The sequence below is a fragment of the Pseudomonas sp. UBA5666 genome, assembly GCF_002420785.1.
In the GTDB taxonomy this organism is placed as follows: domain Bacteria; phylum Pseudomonadota; class Gammaproteobacteria; order Pseudomonadales; family Pseudomonadaceae; genus Aquipseudomonas; species Aquipseudomonas fulva.
Map to the genome: position 1 here is coordinate 50,587 of NZ_DIIQ01000026.1, position 21,865 is coordinate 72,451.

22 protein-coding genes and 1 pseudogene are annotated in these 21,865 nt (G+C 62.9%); 8 read left to right on the forward strand and 15 right to left on the reverse strand.

The features are described from left to right. Positions 1 to 14: 14 nt before the first annotated feature. Both B2Y33_RS13680 and B2Y33_RS13685 read right to left on the reverse strand, forming a co-directional pair. The gene (locus B2Y33_RS13680; RefSeq protein ID WP_206405630.1) at positions 15 to 1,556 is read right to left on the reverse strand and encodes an MFS transporter; all 1,542 of its coding nucleotides are present in this window, start codon (positions 1,554 to 1,556) and stop codon (positions 15 to 17) included. Between the two features lie 115 nt (positions 1,557 to 1,671). Further along, complete coding sequence (locus tag B2Y33_RS13685) at positions 1,672 to 2,577, reverse strand: LysR family transcriptional regulator (protein WP_023534365.1); 906 nt, start codon at positions 2,575 to 2,577, stop codon at positions 1,672 to 1,674. Positions 2,578 to 2,756: 179 nt separating this feature from the next. Here B2Y33_RS13685 and B2Y33_RS13690 point away from each other — a divergent pair, with 179 nt between their 5' ends. After that, positions 2,757 to 3,215 carry a universal stress protein gene (locus B2Y33_RS13690; protein ID WP_206405629.1) on the forward strand — a complete coding sequence of 153 codons (459 nt, stop codon included), beginning with the start codon at positions 2,757 to 2,759 and terminating at the stop codon, positions 3,213 to 3,215. A gap of 85 nt (positions 3,216 to 3,300) precedes the next feature. Here B2Y33_RS13690 and B2Y33_RS13695 read toward each other — a convergent pair whose 3' ends face one another. From B2Y33_RS13695 to B2Y33_RS13710, 4 genes are read right to left on the reverse strand one after another with little or no spacing between them, the layout of a single operon-like run. Then, complete coding sequence (locus B2Y33_RS13695) at positions 3,301 to 4,155, reverse strand: HlyD family secretion protein (RefSeq protein ID WP_027914431.1); 855 nt, start codon at positions 4,153 to 4,155, stop codon at positions 3,301 to 3,303. A gap of 10 nt (positions 4,156 to 4,165) precedes the next feature. Beyond that, a complete protein-coding gene (locus B2Y33_RS13700; protein ID WP_027914430.1) occupies positions 4,166 to 4,366 on the reverse strand; it encodes a DUF1656 domain-containing protein in 201 nt (66 codons plus the stop codon). After that, the gene (locus B2Y33_RS13705; protein WP_206405628.1) at positions 4,356 to 6,533 is read right to left on the reverse strand and encodes an FUSC family protein; all 2,178 of its coding nucleotides are present in this window, start codon (positions 6,531 to 6,533) and stop codon (positions 4,356 to 4,358) included. Before B2Y33_RS13705 ends, B2Y33_RS13700 begins: the two co-directional genes overlap by 11 nt. Continuing rightward, positions 6,530 to 8,059, reverse strand: coding sequence for an efflux transporter outer membrane subunit (locus B2Y33_RS13710; protein WP_110607126.1), 1,530 nt, complete (start codon positions 8,057 to 8,059; stop codon positions 6,530 to 6,532). The genes B2Y33_RS13705 and B2Y33_RS13710 overlap by 4 nt, the downstream gene beginning before the upstream one ends. A 191-nt stretch (positions 8,060 to 8,250) precedes the next feature. Here B2Y33_RS13710 and B2Y33_RS13715 point away from each other — a divergent pair, with 191 nt between their 5' ends. Together B2Y33_RS13715 and B2Y33_RS13720 are read left to right on the forward strand one after the other, a co-directional pair. Continuing rightward, on the forward strand, positions 8,251 to 9,180 hold the full coding sequence (locus tag B2Y33_RS13715; protein WP_027914427.1) for a LysR family transcriptional regulator: 930 nt from the start codon (positions 8,251 to 8,253) through the stop codon (positions 9,178 to 9,180). Positions 9,181 to 9,251: 71 nt separating this feature from the next. Then, on the forward strand, positions 9,252 to 10,226 hold the full coding sequence (locus tag B2Y33_RS13720; protein ID WP_023534454.1) for a 2-hydroxyacid dehydrogenase: 975 nt from the start codon (positions 9,252 to 9,254) through the stop codon (positions 10,224 to 10,226). Positions 10,227 to 10,285: 59 nt separating this feature from the next. Here the strand turns inward: B2Y33_RS13720 and B2Y33_RS13725 are convergent, their stop codons facing one another. Next, positions 10,286 to 11,188 carry a DMT family transporter gene (locus B2Y33_RS13725; protein ID WP_027914425.1) on the reverse strand — a complete coding sequence of 301 codons (903 nt, stop codon included), beginning with the start codon at positions 11,186 to 11,188 and terminating at the stop codon, positions 10,286 to 10,288. A gap of 181 nt (positions 11,189 to 11,369) precedes the next feature. On the opposite strand from B2Y33_RS13725, the gene B2Y33_RS13730 reads away from it, so the two are divergent. Further along, on the forward strand, positions 11,370 to 12,257 hold the full coding sequence (locus tag B2Y33_RS13730) for a helix-turn-helix domain-containing protein (protein WP_206405627.1): 888 nt from the start codon (positions 11,370 to 11,372) through the stop codon (positions 12,255 to 12,257). On the opposite strand, the gene B2Y33_RS13735 is transcribed toward B2Y33_RS13730, so the two are convergent. The 6 genes from B2Y33_RS13735 to B2Y33_RS13760 all read right to left on the reverse strand — a co-directional run bounded on the left by B2Y33_RS13735 (position 12,254) and on the right by B2Y33_RS13760 (position 18,544). Further along, entirely contained in the window at positions 12,254 to 14,644 is a 2,391-nt protein-coding gene (locus B2Y33_RS13735) for a TonB-dependent siderophore receptor (RefSeq protein WP_206405626.1), read from the reverse strand. The two genes, B2Y33_RS13730 and B2Y33_RS13735, sit on opposite strands and share 4 nt — an antisense overlap. A 137-nt stretch (positions 14,645 to 14,781) precedes the next feature. Next, positions 14,782 to 15,768 carry a FecR family protein gene (locus tag B2Y33_RS13740; protein ID WP_206405625.1) on the reverse strand — a complete coding sequence of 329 codons (987 nt, stop codon included), beginning with the start codon at positions 15,766 to 15,768 and terminating at the stop codon, positions 14,782 to 14,784. Beyond that, positions 15,765 to 16,334, reverse strand: coding sequence for an RNA polymerase sigma factor (locus B2Y33_RS13745; RefSeq protein WP_028687631.1), 570 nt, complete (start codon positions 16,332 to 16,334; stop codon positions 15,765 to 15,767). Before B2Y33_RS13745 ends, B2Y33_RS13740 begins: the two co-directional genes overlap by 4 nt. A 4-nt stretch (positions 16,335 to 16,338) precedes the next feature. Then, positions 16,339 to 16,665 (reverse strand): DUF3325 domain-containing protein, encoded by a 327-nt coding sequence (locus B2Y33_RS13750; RefSeq protein ID WP_027914420.1) that lies wholly within the window; start codon positions 16,663 to 16,665, stop codon positions 16,339 to 16,341. Beyond that, the gene (locus tag B2Y33_RS13755; protein WP_206405624.1) at positions 16,665 to 18,242 is read right to left on the reverse strand and encodes a PepSY-associated TM helix domain-containing protein; all 1,578 of its coding nucleotides are present in this window, start codon (positions 18,240 to 18,242) and stop codon (positions 16,665 to 16,667) included. Before B2Y33_RS13755 ends, B2Y33_RS13750 begins: the two co-directional genes overlap by 1 nt. Beyond that, positions 18,239 to 18,544 carry a DUF3649 domain-containing protein gene (locus B2Y33_RS13760; protein WP_206405623.1) on the reverse strand — a complete coding sequence of 102 codons (306 nt, stop codon included), beginning with the start codon at positions 18,542 to 18,544 and terminating at the stop codon, positions 18,239 to 18,241. The genes B2Y33_RS13755 and B2Y33_RS13760 overlap by 4 nt, the downstream gene beginning before the upstream one ends. 239 nt (positions 18,545 to 18,783) lie before the next feature. Here B2Y33_RS13760 and B2Y33_RS13765 point away from each other — a divergent pair, with 239 nt between their 5' ends. Next, positions 18,784 to 19,131 carry an HPF/RaiA family ribosome-associated protein gene (locus tag B2Y33_RS13765; protein ID WP_206405622.1) on the forward strand — a complete coding sequence of 116 codons (348 nt, stop codon included), beginning with the start codon at positions 18,784 to 18,786 and terminating at the stop codon, positions 19,129 to 19,131. Positions 19,132 to 19,289: 158 nt separating this feature from the next. Further along, positions 19,290 to 19,580, forward strand: a complete 291-nt coding sequence (locus tag B2Y33_RS13770) for a DUF3509 domain-containing protein (protein ID WP_027914416.1) — start codon at positions 19,290 to 19,292, stop codon at positions 19,578 to 19,580. Positions 19,581 to 19,583: 3 nt separating this feature from the next. Here B2Y33_RS13770 and B2Y33_RS13775 read toward each other — a convergent pair whose 3' ends face one another. Next, positions 19,584 to 20,054 (reverse strand): phosphate-starvation-inducible protein PsiE, encoded by a 471-nt coding sequence (locus B2Y33_RS13775; RefSeq protein WP_027914415.1) that lies wholly within the window; start codon positions 20,052 to 20,054, stop codon positions 19,584 to 19,586. A gap of 522 nt (positions 20,055 to 20,576) precedes the next feature. Between B2Y33_RS13775 and B2Y33_RS13780 the strand changes: the two genes are divergently transcribed. Next, the gene (locus tag B2Y33_RS13780) at positions 20,577 to 20,843 is read left to right on the forward strand and encodes a YebG family protein (RefSeq protein ID WP_034137100.1); all 267 of its coding nucleotides are present in this window, start codon (positions 20,577 to 20,579) and stop codon (positions 20,841 to 20,843) included. Positions 20,844 to 20,976: 133 nt separating this feature from the next. Here B2Y33_RS13780 and B2Y33_RS13785 read toward each other — a convergent pair whose 3' ends face one another. Next, positions 20,977 to 21,342, reverse strand: coding sequence for a hypothetical protein (locus B2Y33_RS13785; protein WP_206405621.1), 366 nt, complete (start codon positions 21,340 to 21,342; stop codon positions 20,977 to 20,979). A 114-nt stretch (positions 21,343 to 21,456) separates the two neighbouring features. Between B2Y33_RS13785 and B2Y33_RS13790 the strand changes: the two are divergent. Continuing rightward, positions 21,457 to 21,843, forward strand: a pseudogene (locus B2Y33_RS13790) (IS4 family transposase); the annotation flags it as partial. Positions 21,844 to 21,865: the final 22 nt, after the last annotated feature.

The window sequence follows — 21,865 nt, forward strand, 5'->3', positions numbered from 1 at the left end:
AATTCAGACGGGGGTCAGGCCACCGCGCGCGGCGGATAGACCCGGGTGGGCATGACAGGGATCAGGCAGATCAGGGCCACGGCAATGACGGCCAGGACCTGGTAGAGGTCGGCCGAGGTCAGTACCAGCGCCTGGTCATGAATACGCTTGGCAAGGCTGGCAGCGTGGTCGTCCAGCAACGGGGCATTGCCCAGGCTGTCGACCAGGTGATTGGAATGAAAATGCCGGCGCAGCGTGCCCAAGGCATCCAGCAGCCCGCCCGCCACGACGGCGGACAAGCCCTTGACGGTATTGAACCAGGCCGAGGCGAAGGGGCCTTCCTGGGGGCTCATGCCCGTGGTCGAGAGCATCAGCAACGGCAGGACCGCCATCGGCTGGCCGAACACCTGCAACAGGTAGAACGGGTAGAAGTCGGTGCGGATCCACTGGCTGGTGAGCAGGCTGCTGCCGATGCAGGACGCGGCCAGCATTGCCAGGCCGATACCCAGCACCCAGCGGCAGTCGACTGCGCGGATGTTGCAAAGCGCGGCGGTCAGCGGCAGGGCGATCAATTGTGGCATGGCCACCAGCAGCATCAGCGGGCTGGTCTGGGCGGGCCGGTAGCCCTGGAGCTGGGCCAGGTAGGCGGACGGTAGGCTACCCACACCCGACAGCACGATGAGTACGCCTGCGACGGTTAGCAGGGCAAAGGCCAGGTTGCGCCGGCCCAGCAAGCGCAGCTGGAAAAACGGCAGGGGCTCGGACCACTCGTTGAACATGAACAGCACCAGGAGCAGCAGCCCACCGCCCAGCAGCCAGCAGATCAACGGCGAATCGAACCAGCCCCAGCGATCGCCCAGGGACAGCCCCAGCACGATACCGCAGATCGCCGGCAACCCAAGCAGCACACCACGCCAGTCGAACTGCCTGAAACGCTCCAGGCGCAATGGGTCCTGCGGCAACCCCCACGCCACGCAGCCACCGGCCACCAGCGACGGCAGGATGATCTGCCAGAACGCCCAGCGCCAGCCGACGTATTCGGTCCACAGGCCAGCCAGCGGTGTACCCAGGTTGGGGCCGAAGGTGGCCGTCAAGGCGTAGCACGCCAGGCCGTAGACCTTGATGCCAGGAGGCAGGAAACGCAGCGCCACGCTCATCAGCATCGGCGGCAGTGCACCCGAGGCGAGCCCTTGCAGCACCCGCAGCAGCATCAGGCTGTGCACGTTGGGGGCGAAGGGTTGCAGCAGACCCAGCACCGCGAAGGTACCAATGGCTGCCAAGGTGAAGCGCCGCAAGGAAAAGGTGGTCGCCAACCAGGGCGAAAAGGCCATTGCCGAGACGGAGGCTGCGCTGTACACCGCCAGCAGCCAGGCCCCTTCATCGGCACCGATGCCCATGGCCCCGCGGATATCGGCCAGGGAAATCTTGGTCACGGACTCGTTGAGGCCCGCACAGAGCACCGCCAGCAACACGCCGAACAGCCCGACCACCACCTGCAGGCCGAACGCGCCCTGTGCGGGGGCGGCCGGTGCAGGCGTGGCAGCCAGCCCACTCGCTGAGGCAGAAACGGCATTCATTTAGAGACATCTCCAGCAACAATTTTACGACTGGAGCGATTTTAGGCAGGGTGAATGCTGACGAAAACTGAATTATTGGCAGTTTTATATTGCGTCAAACGCAATGATCCCATGTTCAAGGGTCGCTTCGGGTACAGGCCTTGATCGTCTGACGCAGCCACTGGTGGGCCGGGTCGTTGTCAAAACGTGGGTGCCAGGCCTGCATCACGTTCACTTTTTCAAGGGGTACGGGAATTTCGAAGGAGCGCAGGGGAAGCTTCAGACGCTGGACGCTGTTCAGGATGTTGGCCGGGATCGGCAGGATCAGGTCCGAGTCAGGTAACGAGAACATCGCCGAGTGGAAGCTGGTGGTAATCAGCGCCACCCGGCGCTCGACCCGATGGTTGGCCAAGGCCACATCGATCGGACCGTTGGCACGGCCCCGGCGCGACACGCTGATCTGCGGGAACGCGGCGAAGCGTTGTGGGGTGATGTCCTGGTCGAAGACCGGATGCTCCATGCGCGCCAGGCCGACGAAGTAGGTGCTGAACAAACTCTGCACCTTAATCTCCGGCCCCAGCTCCACGGAGGAGCTGACGATCAGGTCGATGTGGCCGTTGCGCAGCATGGCATCGTCGTCACTGCTGCCTTCGGGCACGAAACGCAGCACGGTATTGGGCGCGTCGGCCAGCATCATGCGCAGCAGCTTGGCCCCGTAGAGGGCAATGAACAGGTCGTTGGTACGCACATTGAAGGCACGGTGCAGTTTGGACAGGTCGACGCCTTCACGGCTGCGAAACACCTGCCCGGCCTGCTCCACCAGGCCATGCACCTGCTCGCGCAGGGCCAGGGCGCGCGGCGTGGGCACCAGCCCGCGGCCAGCGCGCACCAGGATGGGGTCGCCCATGGCCTCGCGTATGCGCCCCAGCGTGCGGCTCATGGCGGCTGGGCTGAGGTTCATACGTTGTGCCGCGCCCACCACGCTGCCCTCATCGAGCAGCACGTCGAGGGCGACCAGCAGGTTCATGTCAGGCAGTTGCATGGTCGTTTTCCGAGACGACGTTGGGAAAGGGCGATGTTAACAGGTTGCTCGATTGCGCCCGACGCAATGTGCTCGTGCGTGGCAGGGCCTTTATTCGCAGCCTGGGTGAGGTCGACAATGGCAGCAGCAGGCTCGGCCCTGGCCGGCAGCCCAGCCACCCCCACGATCAAGGATTCCGTATGCCAAGCCCCGTGCTCATCGCCATCGACGCCTCCCCTGCTACCCAAGCGCTGCTCGCCCTGGCCCGCCGCTGGTGTCGTCCTGAAGACCATACCTTGCATGTACTGCTGGCCATCGATACTTCCTTTGCCGTGCACGAACAACCGGCGCCCTACACGGCCGACGAACAAGCGCAGTACCCTGCCGCGTGCGAGGAACAGCAACAGGCCGACCATGCCCTGGGCGAGGCGGTCCGTGACTTGCAGCAGGCGGGTTTCGCCTGCCAGGGCAGCATGGTGGCCGGTCGGCCTGTAGAGGTCATCGTGGCCAAGGCACAGGCCCTGAACTGCGAACTGATCATCATGGGGCACCGTCATCTGTCGCGATTGGGGCGACTGCTGGACCCTTCGATCAGTGCCAAGGTGATCGATCAGGTGCAGGTGCCGGTTTTGGTCGGGCCGGCTGAATGTCCCGCTTGAGGAGCCGGACCTTCAGGTGATTGCGGGACTTGCAGAAACGTGCCGCCCAGGCGCAACGCGCTGCAGCAGCAGGTTGCCGAGTGCTTCACTGCGGATCGACCACCACCGTACAGGTAGTCCCCGCTGCCAGGAAGTAACCTTCGGGCATCTGGTCGATATGGATGCGTACCGGCACCCGCTGGGCCAGGCGCACCCAGTTGAAGGTCGGGTTCACATCGGCAATCAGCTCGCGACTCTGCGGGTTGTCGCGGTCGTAGATGCCCCGGGCGATGCTCTCCACATGGCCCTGCAAGCGTTCCCCGCTCATCATCTGCAGCTCGGCAGGGTCGCCTACCTTCACATGGGGCAGCTTGGTTTCTTCGAAAAACCCGTACACCCAGAATGACGCCTCATCGACCACCGCCATCACCGCCTCGCCGGTACGTGCGTAATCGCCCTTATGAACGTTCAGGTTGGTCACATAGCCATCGACCGTGGCCACGATCCGGGTACGCTTGAGGTTCAACTCGGCAGCCGCCAGCGCCGCCTGGGCCTGCTGGTACTCGGCCAGCGCAGCGCTGGCAATGTTGCTGGCATCGTCGCGGTTTTCCTTGGAGATCACCAGGTTGTCCAGGTCGGCTCGGCGTCTGGCATTGACCCGGCGCATCTCCCAGGTGGCCTTGCGGGCGGCCACCAAGGCCTTGGCCTGTTCGACCGCCAACCGGTAGTGTTCCGGGTCGATCTGGATCAACAGGTCGCCCTTGCTGACCCGCTGGTTGTCCTTGACTGGCACATCGACCACGTAGCCAGGCACATCGGCCGCCACGTTGATGATGTCGGCACGCACCCGGCCATCGCGGGTCCAGGGGGTGGTCATGTAATGCAGCCACAGCTGACGACCGATCACCACGGCGGCCGCCAGGACCAGCAACGTAGCGACAAGGCTGAAGAACTTTTTCATCGAAGGATTCTCACCAGTAGAGCGACAGCGCCAGGGCCCCGAACAGGCAGACGAACAGGCTCAAGCGCAGCAGCGCCGGGTGCCAGAAGAAACGGTAGCCATCAACGCTGGCAATGAACCGGTCAAGCCCCCAGGCCAGGCCTAGCGCAAACAGGAACATCACGGTCAGGGTGGGCATGTACACGCCGTGGAAGGCGATTTCACGAGGCATGGGGCAAGCCTTTGGGTGGCGCAAGCGGTGAGTGGGGGTCGAGCAGGGATGAGCGGATAAAGTGCAGGTAGCTCTGGACACGGCGTAACACCGACGTGTCGAAGTGCCGCGCAAACGGCTCGTCGGTGGCCTGCACCCGGGAAATGGCATGGTCCACCGCCACAAGGGCACGCTCATGATTCCCGGTGCTGGGCTGCAAGAACAACCGCGCCAGGGCGCGGCCCATGACCCGGATAGCCTGGCGCCACGGCTGGGACTCGGCATAGGCCGGGTGCACGGGTGCCCGTGCCTGCTCCTTGCGCAGCTCGATGACCGCATGGCCGATTTCAAGCACGCTGAACATCCAGCCCATCAACTGGCTTTGCACCTGCGGCTTGCCGGCCGCCAGGCCATAGGCCTGGTGCAGCAAGTCGCGCGTGCGGCTTTCGAAGGCCGTGCCGATGCCGCGCAGACGCCCGCTGATAGCAAACAGCACTTGTTCACGCAGGGCCTGCTCCAGCCGGCTCCACAACCAGCGGCTATTGGGCGGCAGGATGATCGCGCCGGCAGCCGCGCACACGAACATGCCAACGACCATGGCGATGTAGTCGTTGATGAAGCTATACGGGTCATACACCGTCAGGTTGTTGGGCACCGAGCCGATGGCGAAGAACACCAGCAGGCCAATACCGTAGCCCGAGTAGGCCGGGCGCGACGAGAGAAACGCACCCAGCACGAACACCGGGGCCAGGACCATGCACAGCAAAGGGAAGCCGTCGATCCAGGGAAACACGAAGAAGGTTTCGAAAAACCCGACCACCGCGCCTATCGCCGTGCCGCACGCCATCTGGAACGACAGCCGCTTGGGGTTGGGCGAAGCCGCCGACAGCCCAGCGGTGACCGTGGCGATCAAGGTCATCATGGCGCCGCTTGGCCAGTCGCTGATCAGCCAGTAACTGCCCAGCAGCAACAGCACCGCTGCCGAGCGCAGCCCGGCTGCCAGGCATACCAGGGTGCTGGTCTGCGCCACGTAGGGTTCGTCCCACTGCTCTCGCGCGTGGTTGTGCACCGCCAGGGAGGCGTGGGTTTCGGCGTAGCTGTACATCTCGTCCACGAAGCGGTAGAGCAACTCGAACGCCGTGTGAAAATCCAGCAGGTCGGCTTCGCAGGGCGCGGTGGCCAGGTATTCGGCGCGCAAGCTGCGGACCTGGGCCTGCAACCCTTCGCGGTAGGCACCAAGCTCAAGGGTCAGGCGCAAGGCGTCGGCATCGGTCAACGCGCGTCCCACATAGGGTTCGAGCAGGTCGACGAGGGTGTGCAGGCCAGGCTCGATGGCGCTGACGATCTGCACGGGCCCACGTGCGCGAAGCCGCTCGATCAGGCGGTGCAGGGCGTTGAAGCGTGTGGTGATGGCCATGAATTCGCTGTTCATGCGTACCAACCGGCCACTGCGCCGCCGCATGTGCGGGTCCTCGAAGGCAGTGACGTTGCGCAGGCTTTCCAACCCCACCGCCTCGGCAACGAAGCGCACGTTGCTGCTTTCAAAACGCTCACGCTGGCTGTCGCCACGCAAGGCTTCGACCACCACGGCCGCGAACGCACCGAAACGCTGGTACAGGGCATTGCGCATGGCGGCACTGGCCGATTGCGGCAGGATGGCGGCGCTGACGAACGTGGACACCAGGATGCCCAAGGCAATCTCCAGCACTCGCCACACCGCTGCCATGAACGCCTGGTCCGGGTGCTGCAACACCGGCAGGCCGATCATCGCCGCCGTGTAGCCGGCAAGCACGAAGCCATACGCCTGAAAAGTGCGGTAGCGCATGGCGCCTGCCGAGCACAGGCCCACCCAGACGGCCAGGCTGGGCAGAAACAGTTCGGTGTTCTGCGGGAACACGGCCATCAATGCGACCATCATCACAGAACCCGCCAAGGTGCCCAGCACCCGGTAGAAGCTCTTGGCGAACACATGCCCGCTTTGCGGCTGCATGACGATGAACACGGTGATCATGGCGGTGCGCGGCTGCGGCAACTCCAGGCGCATGGCCAGCCACAAGGTGATGAAGGCTGCAGCCAGCACCTTGAAGATGTACACCCAGGTGACCCCATCGGTCCGCACCCAGGCCTGGAAACCGCGCCGCCATTGCAGGCTCTGCAACCAGCGCAGGGGTAAACCCCAGGTATTCATGGGCGCTCACTCGGCTTGGCGTTGAGTAGGGCGAGAGGTGCTGGCGTGGCTGGCGGCGCCTGGCGTTCTTCGTCCGGCACATCCGAGCCGGCTTGCAGACCGCCGCCCAGCGCAGTCACCAGCGCGGCGTGAGCGATCAGGCGCGCGGCCTGCACCTGCTGCTGAACCTGCTGCTGACGAAACAGCAGCGTCTGCGCGTTGAGCACGTTCAGGTAGTCGGTTAAGCCCCGCTGGTAGGCGACCATGGCGATGTCGTAGGTTTTCTGCGCCGCGGCGACCGACTCGGCCGCAAAGTGCGCCTGCGCCTGCATCGACTCACGACGCACCAGCTGATCGGAGATGTCCTTGAGCGCGCCGATCACCGTCTGGTTGTAGCGCGCCACGGCCACATCATAGTCGGCGGCGGCGGCCCCCAGTTGCGCGCGCAGACGCCCGCCATCGAAGATCGGCAGGGTGACGGCCGGGCCGACGGTGTAGTTGAACTTGCGCCCGGTGAGAAATGCCAGCGGGCCGCCGCCGGTGGCCACGAAACCCAGGCTGCCGACCAGGTCCACGTTGGGGAAGAAGCCGGCATGGGCCATGTCGATCCCCCGCGCTTGGGCCGCGACCTGCCAGCGGCTGGCGACCACATCGGGGCGCTGGCCGACCAGTTCGGCGGGTAGCCTGGAAGGCAGCGTCAAGGGTGCGGCAAGGGTCAGGCTGGGGCGCTGCAGCTGCGCGCCCTCCCCGGGCCCCTTACCCGCCAGGGCCGCCAGCTGATGAGTGGCCAGGGCGATATCCTCGTCCAAGCTGTCGATCTGGCGATGGGTTTCCGGCAGCGGCGCCTGAGCCTGGCTGACCTCCAGATGAGTACCGATGCCAGCGTCCAGTCGACGCTGGGCCAGGTCCAGAATCTGCTCTTGCTGCGCCAGTTGAGCCTTGATGATGTCGCGCCGGGCGTAGTGCAGGCTCAGCTCGATGTACACGCTCACCACCGTGTGCTGCAGCTCCAACTGGGCCTGCCTGGCCTCTGCGGCCTGTCGATGAGCCTGGTCCACGGCCTGCTCGCTGGTATTGCGCTCGCGCCCCCACAGATCAAGGGCGTAGCTCAGGCCAAGGCTTGCGTTGTTATCCCAGGTGGTGGCACCGGACAAATCACCCGGGCCATAGAAGGGATCGTCAGGCCAATTGTGCCGGTTGAGCGTCGCCCGACCGGTACCTTGCAGGTGTTCGGCCGACTCGGCAAGGCCAGCCAGGGCCCGCGCTTGACGCACCCGTGCTGCGGCGATGGCCAGGCTGGGGTTGGCGGCCAGCGCCAGTGCTATCCAGTGATCGAGTTGGGGGTCGCGGTAGGCGCGCCACCATTGCTGGTCGGGCCAGTGGGCATCGGCGGCGGCCTGCTCGATGGCTGCACTGGGGCTCAGGGTGTTGGCTTGCAGCGTTTGGGTCTGCGGGGCAATGCCCCAGGTTCCGATACAGCCGCTCAAGGTGAGGGCAAGGGCACAGGCACTGAACGCTTGGAGCGTTCCGATGATGCAACGCGGCACAGCTGCGATATCCCGAGGAAGAGGTGGAGGGGCTGGGCAATTCTAGGGGGCGGCCACACTGGCGATAAGCGCTGATTCCTGCGAATCTTTGTTACTGAAACGGCGATAATCAGCCTTTGGTCGAACGCAACTTTTCATCCTGGTTGCGCGACTTCGTGACACAATTTTGTCCTCTAGATCGAGAGTGACCCATGGACACCCTGCAAAACATGCGTGCCTTCAGTTGCGTGGCCCAGCTCGGCAGCTTCACGGCCGCAGCGGGCCAGCTGGACACCACCACCGCCAACGTGTCGCGGGCCGTCTCCAACCTGGAAGCGCATCTGCAAACACGCCTGCTCAACCGCACCACCCGCCGCATCGCGCTGACCGAAGCCGGCAAGCGCTACCTGATGCGCTGCGAACAGATTCTGACCTACGTCGAAGAAGCCGAGGCCGAGGCCAGCGACGCCCATGCCCGCCCGGCCGGGCAGTTGAAGGTGCACTCGATGACCGGGGTGGGCCAGCATTTCGTGGTCGATGCGATCGCCCGCTACCGCGAATCGCACCCGGACGTGACCTTCGACCTGACCATGGCCAACCGCGTGCCCGACCTGCTCGACGAAGGTTACGACGTGTCCATCGTGCTGGCCACCGAGCTGCCGGACTCAGGCTTCGTGTCACAACGGCTGGGCATCACCTACAGCATCGTCTGCGCGTCGCCGGCCTACATTGCCCGTCATGGCGTGCCGCAGAAGCCGGCCGATCTGCTCAAGCATGCCTGCCTGCGCATGGTCAGCCCGGTGATACCGCTTGAAAAATGGCTGTTCGATGGCCCCGAAGGCCAGGAAATGGTCAACATCACCAGCTCACCCTTCATGGTCAACACGGCCGATGCGATGCGCACGGCCATTCGCAGTGGCATGGGGGTGGGGGTATTGCCGATCTATTCGGCCATCGAAGGCTTGCGCAACGGCACCCTGGTGCGAATCCTGCCGCAATACCGGCTGCAGGAACTCAACCTGTATGCCATTTACCCGTCGCGCCAGTACCTGGACGCCAAGATCAAGACCTGGGTGGAGTACCTGCGCAACTCGCTGCCGGAAATCCTCGCGGCCCATGAAGCCGACCTGAAAGCGCATTGAGCCACCACCGGCAAGGGTTGCAGCCTGCTGCGCACAACCTGTAGCTTCAGGGTTTTGCCTTCAGGTGAACGATGAAAAAGACCGTCCTTGCCTTCAGCCGGATCACCCCGGCCATGGCCGAGCGCTTGCAGCACGATTTCACCGTGATCATGCCCGATCCCAAACGCGGTGACGTCAACGCGCAGTTCAACGAAGCCCTGCCGCATGCCCACGGCCTGATTGGGGTGGGCCGCAAGCTGGGGCGTGCCCAGCTCGAAGGGGCTGGCAAGCTCGAAGTGGTGTCCAGCGTGTCAGTGGGCTACGACAACTACGACCTGGACTACTTCAACGAACGGGGCATCGCCCTCACCAATACACCGGACGTGCTCACTGAAAGTACGGCCGACCTGGGCTTTTCCTTGATCATGGGCTGCGCCAGGCGGACCGCAGAGCTCGACGCCTGGACCAAGGCCGGCCATTGGCAGGCCAGCGTAGGGCCTGCGCTGTTCGGCAGTGACGTACATGGCAAGACCCTGGGCATCGTCGGCATGGGCAACATCGGCGCCGCCATTGCGCGGCGGGGTCGTCTGGGCTTCAACATGTCGGTCATCTACAGCGGCAACAGCCGCAAGACGGCTCTGGAGCAGGAACTGGGTGCGCAGATGCGCAGCCTCGAGCAACTGCTGGGCGAAGCCGACTTCGTCTGCATCGTGGTGCCGCTGTCCGATGCCACGCGCCAGTTGATCGGCGCCCGCGAGCTGAAGCTGATGAAGCCCTCGGCGTTTCTGATCAACATCGCCCGCGGGCCAGTGGTGGACGAAGCGGCATTGATCCAGGCCCTGCAGGACGGCACGATCCGAGGTGCCGGCTTGGACGTGTATGAAAAGGAACCCCTGGCCGACTCCCCGCTGTTCAGCCTGCCCAATGCCCTGACCCTGCCCCACATTGGTTCGGCGACCGCCGAGACGCGCGAGGCGATGGCCAACCGCGCCATCGACAACTTGCGCGCGGCGCTGCTGGGCGAGCGGCCGAGGGACCTGGTCAACCCTCAGGTGTGGAAAGGCTGAGCACGGGCGTTGCTGAGCGCACGGGCCGCCACCGGTGCGGCCCGGCTTCATGACCAGGCCTAGGCAGGCCGTGGCACCTCGGAACTACGCGCAGCCTTGGGTTTGCGAAACACCAGCACATTGCCCGCCATCACCGCCACCAGGCCAAGCAAGGCGGTGGGCGTCCATTGATAGCCTTCGACGGCCGCCGACACGTTCAGGGCCACCAGCGGGAAAAGCACCGTGCAGTAGGCCGCGCGTTCCGGCCCCATGCGACCGACCAAGGTCAGATACGCCGTGAACGCGATCACCGAGCCCGGCACCGCCAGGTAGAGCAGTGAGCCCACGTAGCGTGTGCTCCACTCCATCTCGAAGGGAATCCCACCCAACAGGCAGGCGATCGCCAGCATGCCTGCCCCATACGCCATGCCCCAGGCGTTGGTGGTCATGGGCTTGAGCCCGGCCGCCTGCTGCACGCTCGAGAGCATGTTGCCTGCCGAAAAACACAAGGTGCCGAGCAGTGCCAGGCCAAGGCCATAGAGGGTCTGGCGGCTGGCCGCATGGTGCGACAGCTCCGGCCAGAAGAGCAGGCCCAGGCCCAGCAAACCCAGGGCCCCACCGCCAAGTACATGCGGGGCTACCTGCCGGCCAAAAAACAGCCGGGCATTGATCGCGTTCCACAAGGTGGCGGTGGAGAACACCACGGCAATGAGGCCGCTGGCGATCCATTGGCTGGCGCTGAGAAAGCAGATGAAGTTGATGCAGAACAGGCACAACCCCTGGGCCAGGCAAATCTGGTGGCCGCGCCGCCCCATGGGCTGCAGGCGCCGGGTGAGCAACAGCACGGCAAACAGGATCAGCGCTGCCAAGGCAAAGCGATAGACGATGGATACCGGGATGGCGACCCCACCCAGCTGGAATTTCAGGGCAATCCAGGTCGTACCCCAGATCAGCACGGTGAGCAGGTAGAGCGACAGGTTCATGGTGTGTTTCCTTTGGGCCGTCCACGGGTGTCCCGGCCAAGGCAGGCATGCCTGGGTACCGGGCATCGCCAGTATTTCGCTCGGTGTCCCTGCCCTGCTTGCATAAACTTGCGCTTTTGCGCATCAGGGCGCTGTCACCAGTCCTTGGCCGCAGTAGCATGTGCAGCAGAGGTAGGCCCCGATGACGCCATTCACCCAGCTGCAAGTGTTCAATGTCATGCATGCATCACCCAACGCCCGGCTGGAGCTCAGCGCGCACCTGGGCGATGGGCTGGCGGCTGCGCTGTGGCGCAACCGCGACGATGCCCGCGACTACCAGGCACCCAGCCACCACACCCTGTCCTGCTACCTGGCCGACGGTACCGGCACCTTTCGACGCCAACGCCCGGCCGACAAAGGTGCTCCGGACAAGCTGTGCGTATTGCCGGCCGAGCACGAGTCGAACTGGGTGATCAACGGGGCCATCCGCATGGCCCACTTGTATGTGAGCCCAGCGCAGTTTGCGCTGGGGTGCGTACGCCTGCTCGACCGGGAACCGCGGGCGCTGCAACTGCAGGAGGCGACCTTCCTGGACGACCCCGGGCAGGCCCTGCGCTTTCGCCAGTTGTCAGGCCTTGACTGGAACGAGCCGGCCGAGCGTTTGCTGGCCAGCAGCCTGGCGCACGAGATCGTCGACCATGCCGTGCTCAGCCAGGTGGGCCTGCGCCAAGGTCTGCGCCTGAAGGGCGGGCTGGCGCCCAGCCAGCGCCGCCAGTTGATCGACTACATCGAGGCACACCTGGAGCATGCCCTTACCCTTGGCGAGCTGGCCGTGCGGTGCAACCTGTCCGAGTACCATTTCGCACGCATGTTTCGCGTGAGCTTCGGCTTGCCACCCCATCGATACCTGCTGGCCCGGCGCCTGCACCGGGCGTGCCTGCTGCTGCGGCTGGGCCATGCGCCCTTGGGCGAGGTGGCCCTGGCCTGCGGGTTCGCCAGTGCCAGCCATTTCAGCAATCGCTTCCGCCAGGTGCTGGCGGCCACGCCTGGGGAGTATCGCCAAGCCCTGGGCCGAAGGGCCGGTCGCTAGAATTCGAAGGTGCCCGATACGCTCACCTGCCGCGCATCGCCCACCGCCACGAAGTACTGGTTCACCGACGAGCTGTAGTACACCTTGTCGAACAGGTTCTTGACGTTCATTTGCAGGCGAACGGTGTGCTCGTCCAGTTGGGTCTCGTAGCTGGCGAAGGCGTCGGCCACCGTGTAGGACGGCAGGTCGAAGGTGTTGGTCGCATTGCCGGTACGCTCGCCCACATAACGAGCCCCGGCACCGGCGCGCAGGCTGTCGCCACCGAACAGGCTGCCGAAATCGTAGACGGCGGACAACGAAGCGCCGTGCCGCGCCACGTTCTGCAGGCGGTTGCCCTTGAGGGCCGGGTCCTGGGTGACCTTGGCATCGGTGAAGGCGTAGCTGCCGATCAGGCTCCAGCGCTCGCTCAACTGGCCGGTCAGGTCCAGCTCGACGCCCCGGGAGTTCACTTCACCGGCATTGCTGTAAACCGTCTCGCGGGTACTCGAATCGAAGTTGGACACCAGAACGTTGCGCTTGGTGATGTCGAACAAGGCCAGGGTACCCGTGATACGCCCCGGCACGTCGAGCTTGGCCCCAAGCTCCCACGACTTACCCTCTTCCGGGGCGATGGCGCCGTCGAGCACCACGTTGCCGGCCAGTGGCGCGATGGTCGAGTTGGGCTTGAACGACTCGCTGTAGCTGCCGTAGAACGAGAGTTGCTCATCGACCTTGTACACCACCCCCGCATGGGGAACCCAGGTTTGCCCACTGATGTCGGTGTTGGCATTGAACGGGCGCCCGCGACCGGCGTACTGGTCATATTGCTGGAAGCGCCCACCGGCCACCAGGATCCAGTGATCGTCCAGGTGCAGCGCATCCTGCATGAACAGGGCGTCGGTGCGCAGCTTGTCGGTCTGGTCACTGTCGGAGGCACGTACCGTGCTGCCTTCCACTTCACGCCCGTACACGGGGTTCAGGTAGCTGAAGGAGGTGCGCGGCGTCTGGCGGATCAGGTCGGCGCGGTACACCTTGCGGTCTTCATGGTCCAGGCCCACCAGCAGGTCATGCTGCAGGCCTGCCAACTGGACCGTGCCAGCCAGGCTCGCCGTGACGAACTGGTCCCGGCTCATGGCACCGCGCGTGCCATCGATGCTGCGCGACAGTGTGCCGGTGCGCGGGTTGACCCCGGTCACGCGTACCTGGCTGGCGTCATAGGTTTCCCGGTTGAAGCTGTAGCCCAGGTGCAGTTTCCAATCGTCGGCAAGCTGATGGTCCAGTTGCAGGCTGTAAAGGTCGGAGCGGCCCTGCATATCGTTGAACGGCTCATCCAGGCGCCGAGTGGCTGGGATGTCAAGCGGATGACCGTCGTTACCGAAGGCCGTGCCGCGGTCGAACGGGTAGAGAAACTCACGGTGCTCGTAGGCCACCACCACTTGGGTATCCTCGCCCAGCCAGGCCAGCGAGGGGGCCAGCAGCGTCTCGCGGCGCCCGCCATAGTTGCGCCAGTAGTCTTCGTCCGTATGGTCGGTAATCAGGCGGTAGGCCATGTTGCTGTCCCCCAGCGCGCCGGTGCTATCGAACCCGCCACCGCTGCCGTTCTTGCCATCGCCATAGGTCGAGCCGCGTGCAGTCAGGGCGTTGTAGGCCTGCAACTGCGGCCGCTTGCTGACCACGTTGATCACGCCGCCTGGATCCTGGATGCCGTACAGCAGCGAAGCCGGCCCCTTGAGCACCTCGACCCGCTCAGTGCTGGCACTGAGGCTGCGGCCCTGCACCAACGGCATGCCATCGCGCATGATCGAGCCGTCGCGGTTGTCGCCAAAGCCGCGCTTCATGACGGTGTCGGAGGTACCGCCGAAATTGTTGCCTTGGGTAATGCCGCTGACATTGGCCAGGGCATCGTCAAGGTTGCGCGGCGCCTGGTCGCGCAGCACTTGGGCAGGCACCACGTTGATCGCCTGGGGGATGTCCTGAGTGGGGCCCTGGCCACGCATGATCGAGGTGGTGTCCGGCGGCTGATAGCTTGAGCTGTCGAGCTGCGAAGTCACGGTGGTGGCCTGCAGGTTCAAGGCACCTGCGGTGTCCAGCGCCTCCAGGGTGAAGGTATGGGCATCGACCCGTCGCCAGATCAGCCCGGCATTACCCAACAAGCGTTGCAACGCTTGCTCGGCGCTCAAGGCCCCGCGCAGCGCAGGCGCCTGCACGGCAGGCAGCGTCAGGGTATGGACTACGCTCTGCCCGGTGACGCGGCTGAAGGCGTCCAGGGCCTGGAGCAGTGGCTGGGCGGGTTGGTCGAAGGTGTAAGCTTGCGCGCGTTGCGCCGCACTCACCGCTGGGGTGTAGACGAACGGCGGGAGTACTGCAAGACCGAGCCAGAGGGGAACGCAACGCAAGGTAGACTTCATGGACGCTGACCTGAGAGAGGGTGTTGAGTGCGAATGAATCGCACTTCCACGCACTACACGGTTCAGGGGTGGTGATACCTCACCTGCGGGATGAAGTTTTTTTGAGAGCATGGCATCAGGTGCATAACGACCAGCATTCAACGGATAACCGTGAACCGCCCAAGCACCGTCTGACGCGAAAAGCCCAACACTGCGCCCAGTGAGTCCAGCGCCTGCAGCGGTTCGGCAATGGGGAAACTACCACTGACTTCACGGTGCCCCAATGCTTCGTTGAGCAGCACGATGTGACCGGGGTAATAGCGACCCAGCTCCTCGACCACTTGCGCCAGCGGCGCCTGGGAATAGGTCAGCCAACCCTCGCGCCATGCCAGACGCTGCTCGCTGTCGACCGACAACGTGTGGCTGACCTGCCCCGCGCTGTAGCTCACCTGCTGGTTGGCAATCAGCTCACGGGCCACGGCCCCCTTGACTGGGCGGACCGCTACGCGACCGGCGCGTACGGTGACCTGGGTGGCGGCGCCCTGCTCGCGTACTTCGAACTCGGTGCCCAGCACTCGCACCTGCCCATCCGCGGCCTGCACCACAAAGGGCTCGCCAGTGTGGGTGACCTTGAAGAACGCGGCGCCGTGCAGCAACCGCACGCGTCGCTGGCCTTTGTCGAAATGCACGGCAATCGCACTGTGGGCGTCCAGCGTGACCGCCGAGTGGTCCGGCAAGGTCACTTCGCGCCGTTCGGCCGACGTACTGTAGTCGGCGCGCAGATCCAGCAGCCAGTGCCCGGGCTGCCACCCAAGGAGCATGCCAATGGCCATGATCAGGCAAGCGGCCATGGCCAGCGCCCCTGCACGCCAACGCCTGGGGCGCCTCGTAGCAGGCGGCGTCATCCGGTCGAGGTAGTGTTGCAGGGCCAGCCGGTCTTCATCGGCCAGGGTCGCGGCAGCGGGAGCACTGTGGTTCCACAGCGCCTGCGCCTGCTCGTACGCAACCGGGTGCCGGGGATCGGCCAGCAGCCAACGCCTGAACGCCGCGCAGCGGGCCTGCTCGGGCTGCCCGTTGATGCGTACAAGCCACTGCAGGGCGGCATCGGATTGTGCCTGGGTGACAGCAGCTAACGTGGTCGTCACGGCGTGCCCCGTGGTCGTCGTGGAATGGGCGCGGCCAGGGCGACACTGGCCTTGCAGGCTTGCAGGGCACGCATCATATGTTTTTCCACGGCGCTTTGGGACAGTTGCATGGCGAGTGCTATTTCGCTGTACGTGCAACCGTGGACACGGTTGAGCAGAAAGATCTGCCGGGTACGCTCGGGTAACGCACGCAAGGCGTTTTCGATACGTTGCAGATCGTCATCCACCTCCAGGGTCTGCTCCAGCGTCTGGCTCACAAGGTGCGCGCTGTCCTGTGAAGCATCAGCGACAGCACGCTGTCGGCTGCTCTCGCTGCGCAAGTGATCGATGGCCAGGTTGCCGGCGCAGCGCATCAAGTAGGTGTCCAGGGCTTCGACCTTGACCTGCGCACGCCCCCAGAAGCGCAAGAACAGTTCCTGGACCAGGTCGGACGCGGTGGCCCGGCAGCCTACCCGGCGACTGACCAGCGCCTCCATGCGCGCGCGCTGGGCCATGAAGACCTGGATAAAGCGGGCACGAGCGCTCGATTCACCGTCCGAGCCATCGTTCTGCGTCGTGGGGCTCATGGCATCACCCGGCTGACAGGACCAGCAACGGCCCCAGCAATGCGCTGACGGCGGCCATGCCGACCAGCAAGCGCGGCAGATACGGCAACGCGAACACCCACAAGGTCACACCTGCCATCACCACGGCCGTCCACTCCACCAGGCCGTGAGCCCAGCCCCGCGACTGCACAGCAAGGGCCAACGAGACCAGCAGCATGAGCCAGCCGGTCACGCGTAATAGCTGCGGTTGTCCTGGACCAGGCGTGCGCCCCAACAGCGTTTCGAAGTGCTTGGGCATGGCCAGGCACAAGGCGGCGAAACCCGCAAAGGCGATCAAGGCGATACCGAACATCATCGGGCCTGCGCCGTTTCATGGCCAACCTGGCTGGCGCGTGAACGGGAAAGCTTGGCCGAGGCCACCGCAGGGCGCAGCTTCTTGCTTGCCAGCCAGGCCAGGAATACGCCGCAGCCCAGTGCGGTGAGGTCGAACCCCGCCATACTCCAGTCGCCATCGATGATGGCGTGGTCGAGCCCGTGCGCCGTGGTCAGCGCGTTGAGCAGGGGCAACAGCATGAAGGCCAGCGCCCCGAGTGCCAATTGCTCACCCCAGGCCCGGCGACCGCTACGCGCAATGGCATGCGCCAGCGCCAGGCCCCACGTGATGAAAAACGCGTTGACCTCCCAGTCGGCACGGGCTTCAAGCGCCACCGGCAGCAGCCGGTTAGCCCAGAAAAAGCTGGCCACTGCCAACAGCAGCCCACTCATGCTGACGATATTGAGCACTTCCACCAGACGCAGCTCACGTGGAACGCGTGGGGTTTTGGCATGCTTGAGCTGGCGCTTGTCCAACCACATCACCAGGCCGGTCCCGATTACAGCGGTGCCCGCCAGCCCGAAGCAGAAATACAGCCATCGCAGCCAAGGGCCAGCAAAATTGCCCATGTGCAACCCGGCGAAACTGAATGCCGTCAGCATGGCGCCACTTTCGGGTTTGCCTTGTTCGAGCAGCGCGCCTGTGGCGCCGTCGAAGGTCCAGTTGGCACTGCGACGATAGGCAACGTGGTCGGCGGCAGATTGAGTGAAGGTGACCCGGGCGTTGCTGTCGCCCGGGTTCTCGACCCGAATGTTGCCCACCCGCGCCCCTGGTTGCAGCGCCTGGACCTGGGCATACAGACCCGGCAGTGGTGCAAGCGGCGCGGCGACCTGGGCTGCCTTGGGCGCCTCCCCTCCTCCAAACAGATCATTGAAATACTTCGAGGTGTCATCGCCGTAATGCGCCATCAGCCCTGCGGGCATGACCAGGTACATGAACAGCACCAGGCTGCTGTAGCTGATCATCAGGTGAAACGGCAGCACCAGCACGCCAATGGCGTTGTGACCGTCCAGCCAGGAACGCTGGCCTTTGCCAGGACGAAAGGTGAAGAATTCCTTGAAGAGCTTCTTGTGGGTGATGATGCCGGTGACCAGCCCCAGCAGCATGATCAGGGCGCAGAATGTCGACAGCCAGCGGCCATACGGATAAGGCATCTGCAGCTGGAAGTGGAACCGGTAGAAGAACTCACCGCCACGACTGTCGCGCGCCGTGATGGGCTCGCCGGTCTTGGCATCGAGGGTCTGGGTGACGAAACCGCGCGGCCCGCCGTTCGCATCCCGATACCCGACCTTCACCCCTGCTTCGCGCTCATTGGGCAAACGAATGAACCAGCTTTGCGAAGCGGGCGCCTGACGTTGCAGGTAGCGCTGCGCCGCCTCCAGTGCGGCCTGCGGGCTGGCGGCGTGATGGCTTATCTCAGGCTGCATCCAGTGGGTGATTTCTTCCTTGAAGTACGACAGGGTGCCGGTGAGGAAGATGGCAAAGAGCAGCCAGCCGAACAGCAGGCCCGTCCAGGTATGCAGCCAGGCCATCGCCTGGCGGAAGCCTTCTTTCATGGCAATTTCATCCAATGGACCAGTGCGCCAAGCAGCCCGAGCACCAGGCTCGGTATCAACACGCCCAGCCACGCTCGCCAGGCATCACGGCAGGCAAAGCAACCGATGAATGCCAGCACGTAGAACACGAACGACAGCATCAGGCCGATCAGCGTGGCGTCGACCGGCGCCACGGGCAGCGACACTGCCACGCAGAAACTGGCCGCAGACGCCAACAGGTAACCGCCGAGCAACGCCGCCAGGCTGCGTGAAGCCACGGCCAGGCGATAGCTGGGCGTGAGGCTGGCGGGTTTACGGGTCATGACGAAGTCCGGAAAGGGTCAGGCCAGCAATAATAATGATATGGATTCTCATATGCAAAGCCTGGCCGACAGCATGCCTGGCAAAAGTGAGCAATCGGCTTTGCTACAAGACATTTATTTTTTCGAGGGGGTTGAATTCGCTGTTCGCTTGCCTGACCTTAGAGTCAAGAGGCGCAGAAATTCCAAGGGTCTCAAGGGCCTGGCGTCTCCACGCGAGCAAGCTGAATAAGGATTGAATCATGCAAATCCAGGTCAACAGCAGCAACCACATCGATGGCAATGCCCGGCTCGACGAGTGGGTCCGCAACACGGTGCAAGACACGCTGGAGCGCTACGAGGAAGACCTCACCCGTATCGAGGTACACCTGCGCGATGAAAACGGCGGCAAACCCGGACCACAGGACAAGCGCTGCCAGATGGAGGCTCGCCCCAAAGGCCATCAGCCGATCTCGGTGACCCATACGGCCAATTCGCTTGACCAGGCGGTGGACGGCGCGGCTATTAAGCTGACCCACGCGCTGGAGCATCTGTACGGCAAGTTGCGCAGCAAGCGTGGCGTGCTGGAGCTGAGCGATCCGGAGGCTTGATCACCTGACCAGAATAGGGCCGCGCAGCGGCCCTTGCCTTATCCAGCCGCAGGGGCTCAGCCTTGCACTACTGCGCCTGTCACGACCGATAAACGGTTGGAACCTGCTCCCGCCCCCGCCAGTCAATTTCTGCATCATCACGTTGCAGAAGCGCCATCATGACCAACCCATTCGATCAGATCAGTGCAGCGTTCAGCCCCCAGTACCGGGTCAACCTGAGCATAGAGGCGCTAGACGGGAGCATCATGCTCACCTTGTCTGACGAGGCGGGCATTGCCGCCAAACGCTTGATCAGCCAGGCGCAACGCAACGACCCTGCTCGTTTGCAACGGGTCATCGACAGCATCCGCCTGGGTCTGGCGATAGACCGCAGCCAGAACCCCATGCAAGTGCTCGCCGCCCTCACGCGCCCCGGTGGCGGCCAAGCACGCAACGTCGTGGCCAACTGAGGGTTACTTGCCCTCTTCCACATCCTTGCCGCTGGCATCCAGGGCCTTGGTCGACGGATAGCGATACGACGCGTAGCGCACCACCAGAATGGCCAATGCCAGCAGCAGAATGCCCCCGCACACGTACAGCAAGCCTACATCCGGCGCCTTGTGGTGCGACACGTCGCCAATCAACAGGCGGGTGAGCGCCGTGATGGCCACGTACAGTAGAAAGCGGATGGGCATGTGGTTGGTCTTGAAATAGATGCCTACCATGGCGCCCAACTCCAGGTAGATGAACAGCAGCAGGATGTCATCCACACTGATCCCACCCTTGCCGAGCATGTCCAGGAAGGTCACCACAGCGGCATAGGCGGTTATCGCACCGATGCCGAACAAGGCCAGGTAGTGAAAGCCTTCGACGCACAGGTTGCCCAGCGAATCGGCTGAACCATGCAAGCCTTTGCGCAGTTTTTCTGCCCATTTGATGTTCACGATCAACGACTCCCCAAAGCTATCCAAAAAATGATGCGCTACCCGTATGACGCTTGTGCCATGCAGTTAAAGGGCCAGGCACAGGGGCTTGGAAGGTGGTCGAGTGACGCAGGACACGCGCAGCACCCGGGAAATTCAGGGTTGCGCGATTCGGAGAATGCCATTACTGTATATAGATACAGTAAATCGTTAACAGCAAAAAGGCATAGAGGTGATGAATGGCCGTCGAAGTGGTGTATCGCAGCAGCCGCGACCCGGAGCGCTTGTCCGCCGTTTTCTACACCTAATGCCTGTCCAGTTAGTGTCAAAATGCTTTGTTTTATTGTTTTAAATCAGCGCGTTAGACGCCAACTGACAAATCAGATACAGGAAGGCGGTGCATAGATTTTCGAAAGGACCTATGCCTAGTTATCAATGTTCATATGAAGACAAGCACGGATCGTAGAGATAACATCCATCGGATAGAATTTTTTTCAGGGCATTGCCCCAGGTAGGCAGCCCTTTAATTTTTGAGAGGCCATCATGGCAGTAGAAGTACTTTACCGAAGCACTCGAGATTTGGAGAAGGTTTTTTTGGATCGAAAACTAGCCGATGCACATGATCAAATGCTTGAATTGGCAGAAATTTTAACTTCCGTTCTCATTAAAAATGTACCAGGTCTTGACGAAAAACAAGCGGAGGACGCAAGCATTTTTATGGCGAAAAATAGAGCAATCTTTGCGTCGGCGTTTAAGAGTGGTGCTAATGCGTTGGATCAGTTGACAGGGAAAGACGATAGCGCCAACTGAGATGGTGTCACAACACATAGCCAACCCATTTGATGCATGGCGGAATCAGCATGCTTGAACGTCCCGCTTTCGGCTCCATAATCGCCCTTGATAATGGATAGCTATGGACGGGACGGTGCTTAAACTACTGAGCCTAGAAGTCCGATCGAATGCCCGATGCATCGAGAGTTTCATGGTCTTCGGATGTACTCGCCGCAGAGTCGATCCAATCCTCCTCTTGATCGTGCCAGTCGCCCGTGTCTACCATCAAAGAGTCTTCGACGAACTCTAGCGCCTCAGGATTTGGATTTGCCGCTTCGCAGGTCAATTCGCAGGTGTAATCGAACGACTCATCCAATTCGGCTCCATCGCCTCTTCTGAGATCAGAGTTAGATCCCCACTGCAGTGTTACCCCTATGCTACCGCTTACCCTGATGTGTACAGTCTCTGAGGTAATACTGGTAACCTCATGCGATTCCACATAGATTTCTTCAAGGGAATAGTGCGAGGCCAATGTCATCAACTTTGGAAATTATCCATAAATATCATATAATTAGCGCTCAAATCAGTGCATGGGAGAAGCCCTTTTGACTACCTATACCGCATCGCTTGACACCGCCAGCCAAGCCCTGGTTTGAAAATTGTACAAAAAATAACCAGTCCGCTCGATTGTCCCGCCTTCATCGCCGCCCACCGCCAGAATCCTCAAGACTTTACCCGCCGACGCCAGCTCACCTTCAAGAACCTCGTCCTGTTCCTGCTCAATCAGCCGCGCACGGCCCTGCAAACCGAACTCGATCAGTTCTATCGCGTACTCAATCAGGCGTCGACTGAGACGCAAATGGTCACTGCGCAGGCCTTCTGCAAAGCGCGCAAAAAGCTCAACCCCGAGGTATTTGAAAGTCTCAATCACCTCCTGCAGCAACAAATTGACTGCTTCGGGCTGCGTCAGAAGTGGCGTGGGCTGAGGGTGCTCGCGGTGGATGGCTCGACCGTGCATTTACCCCTGGAGTCGACCATGGCGTGTTGCCGCTGACCGAAAA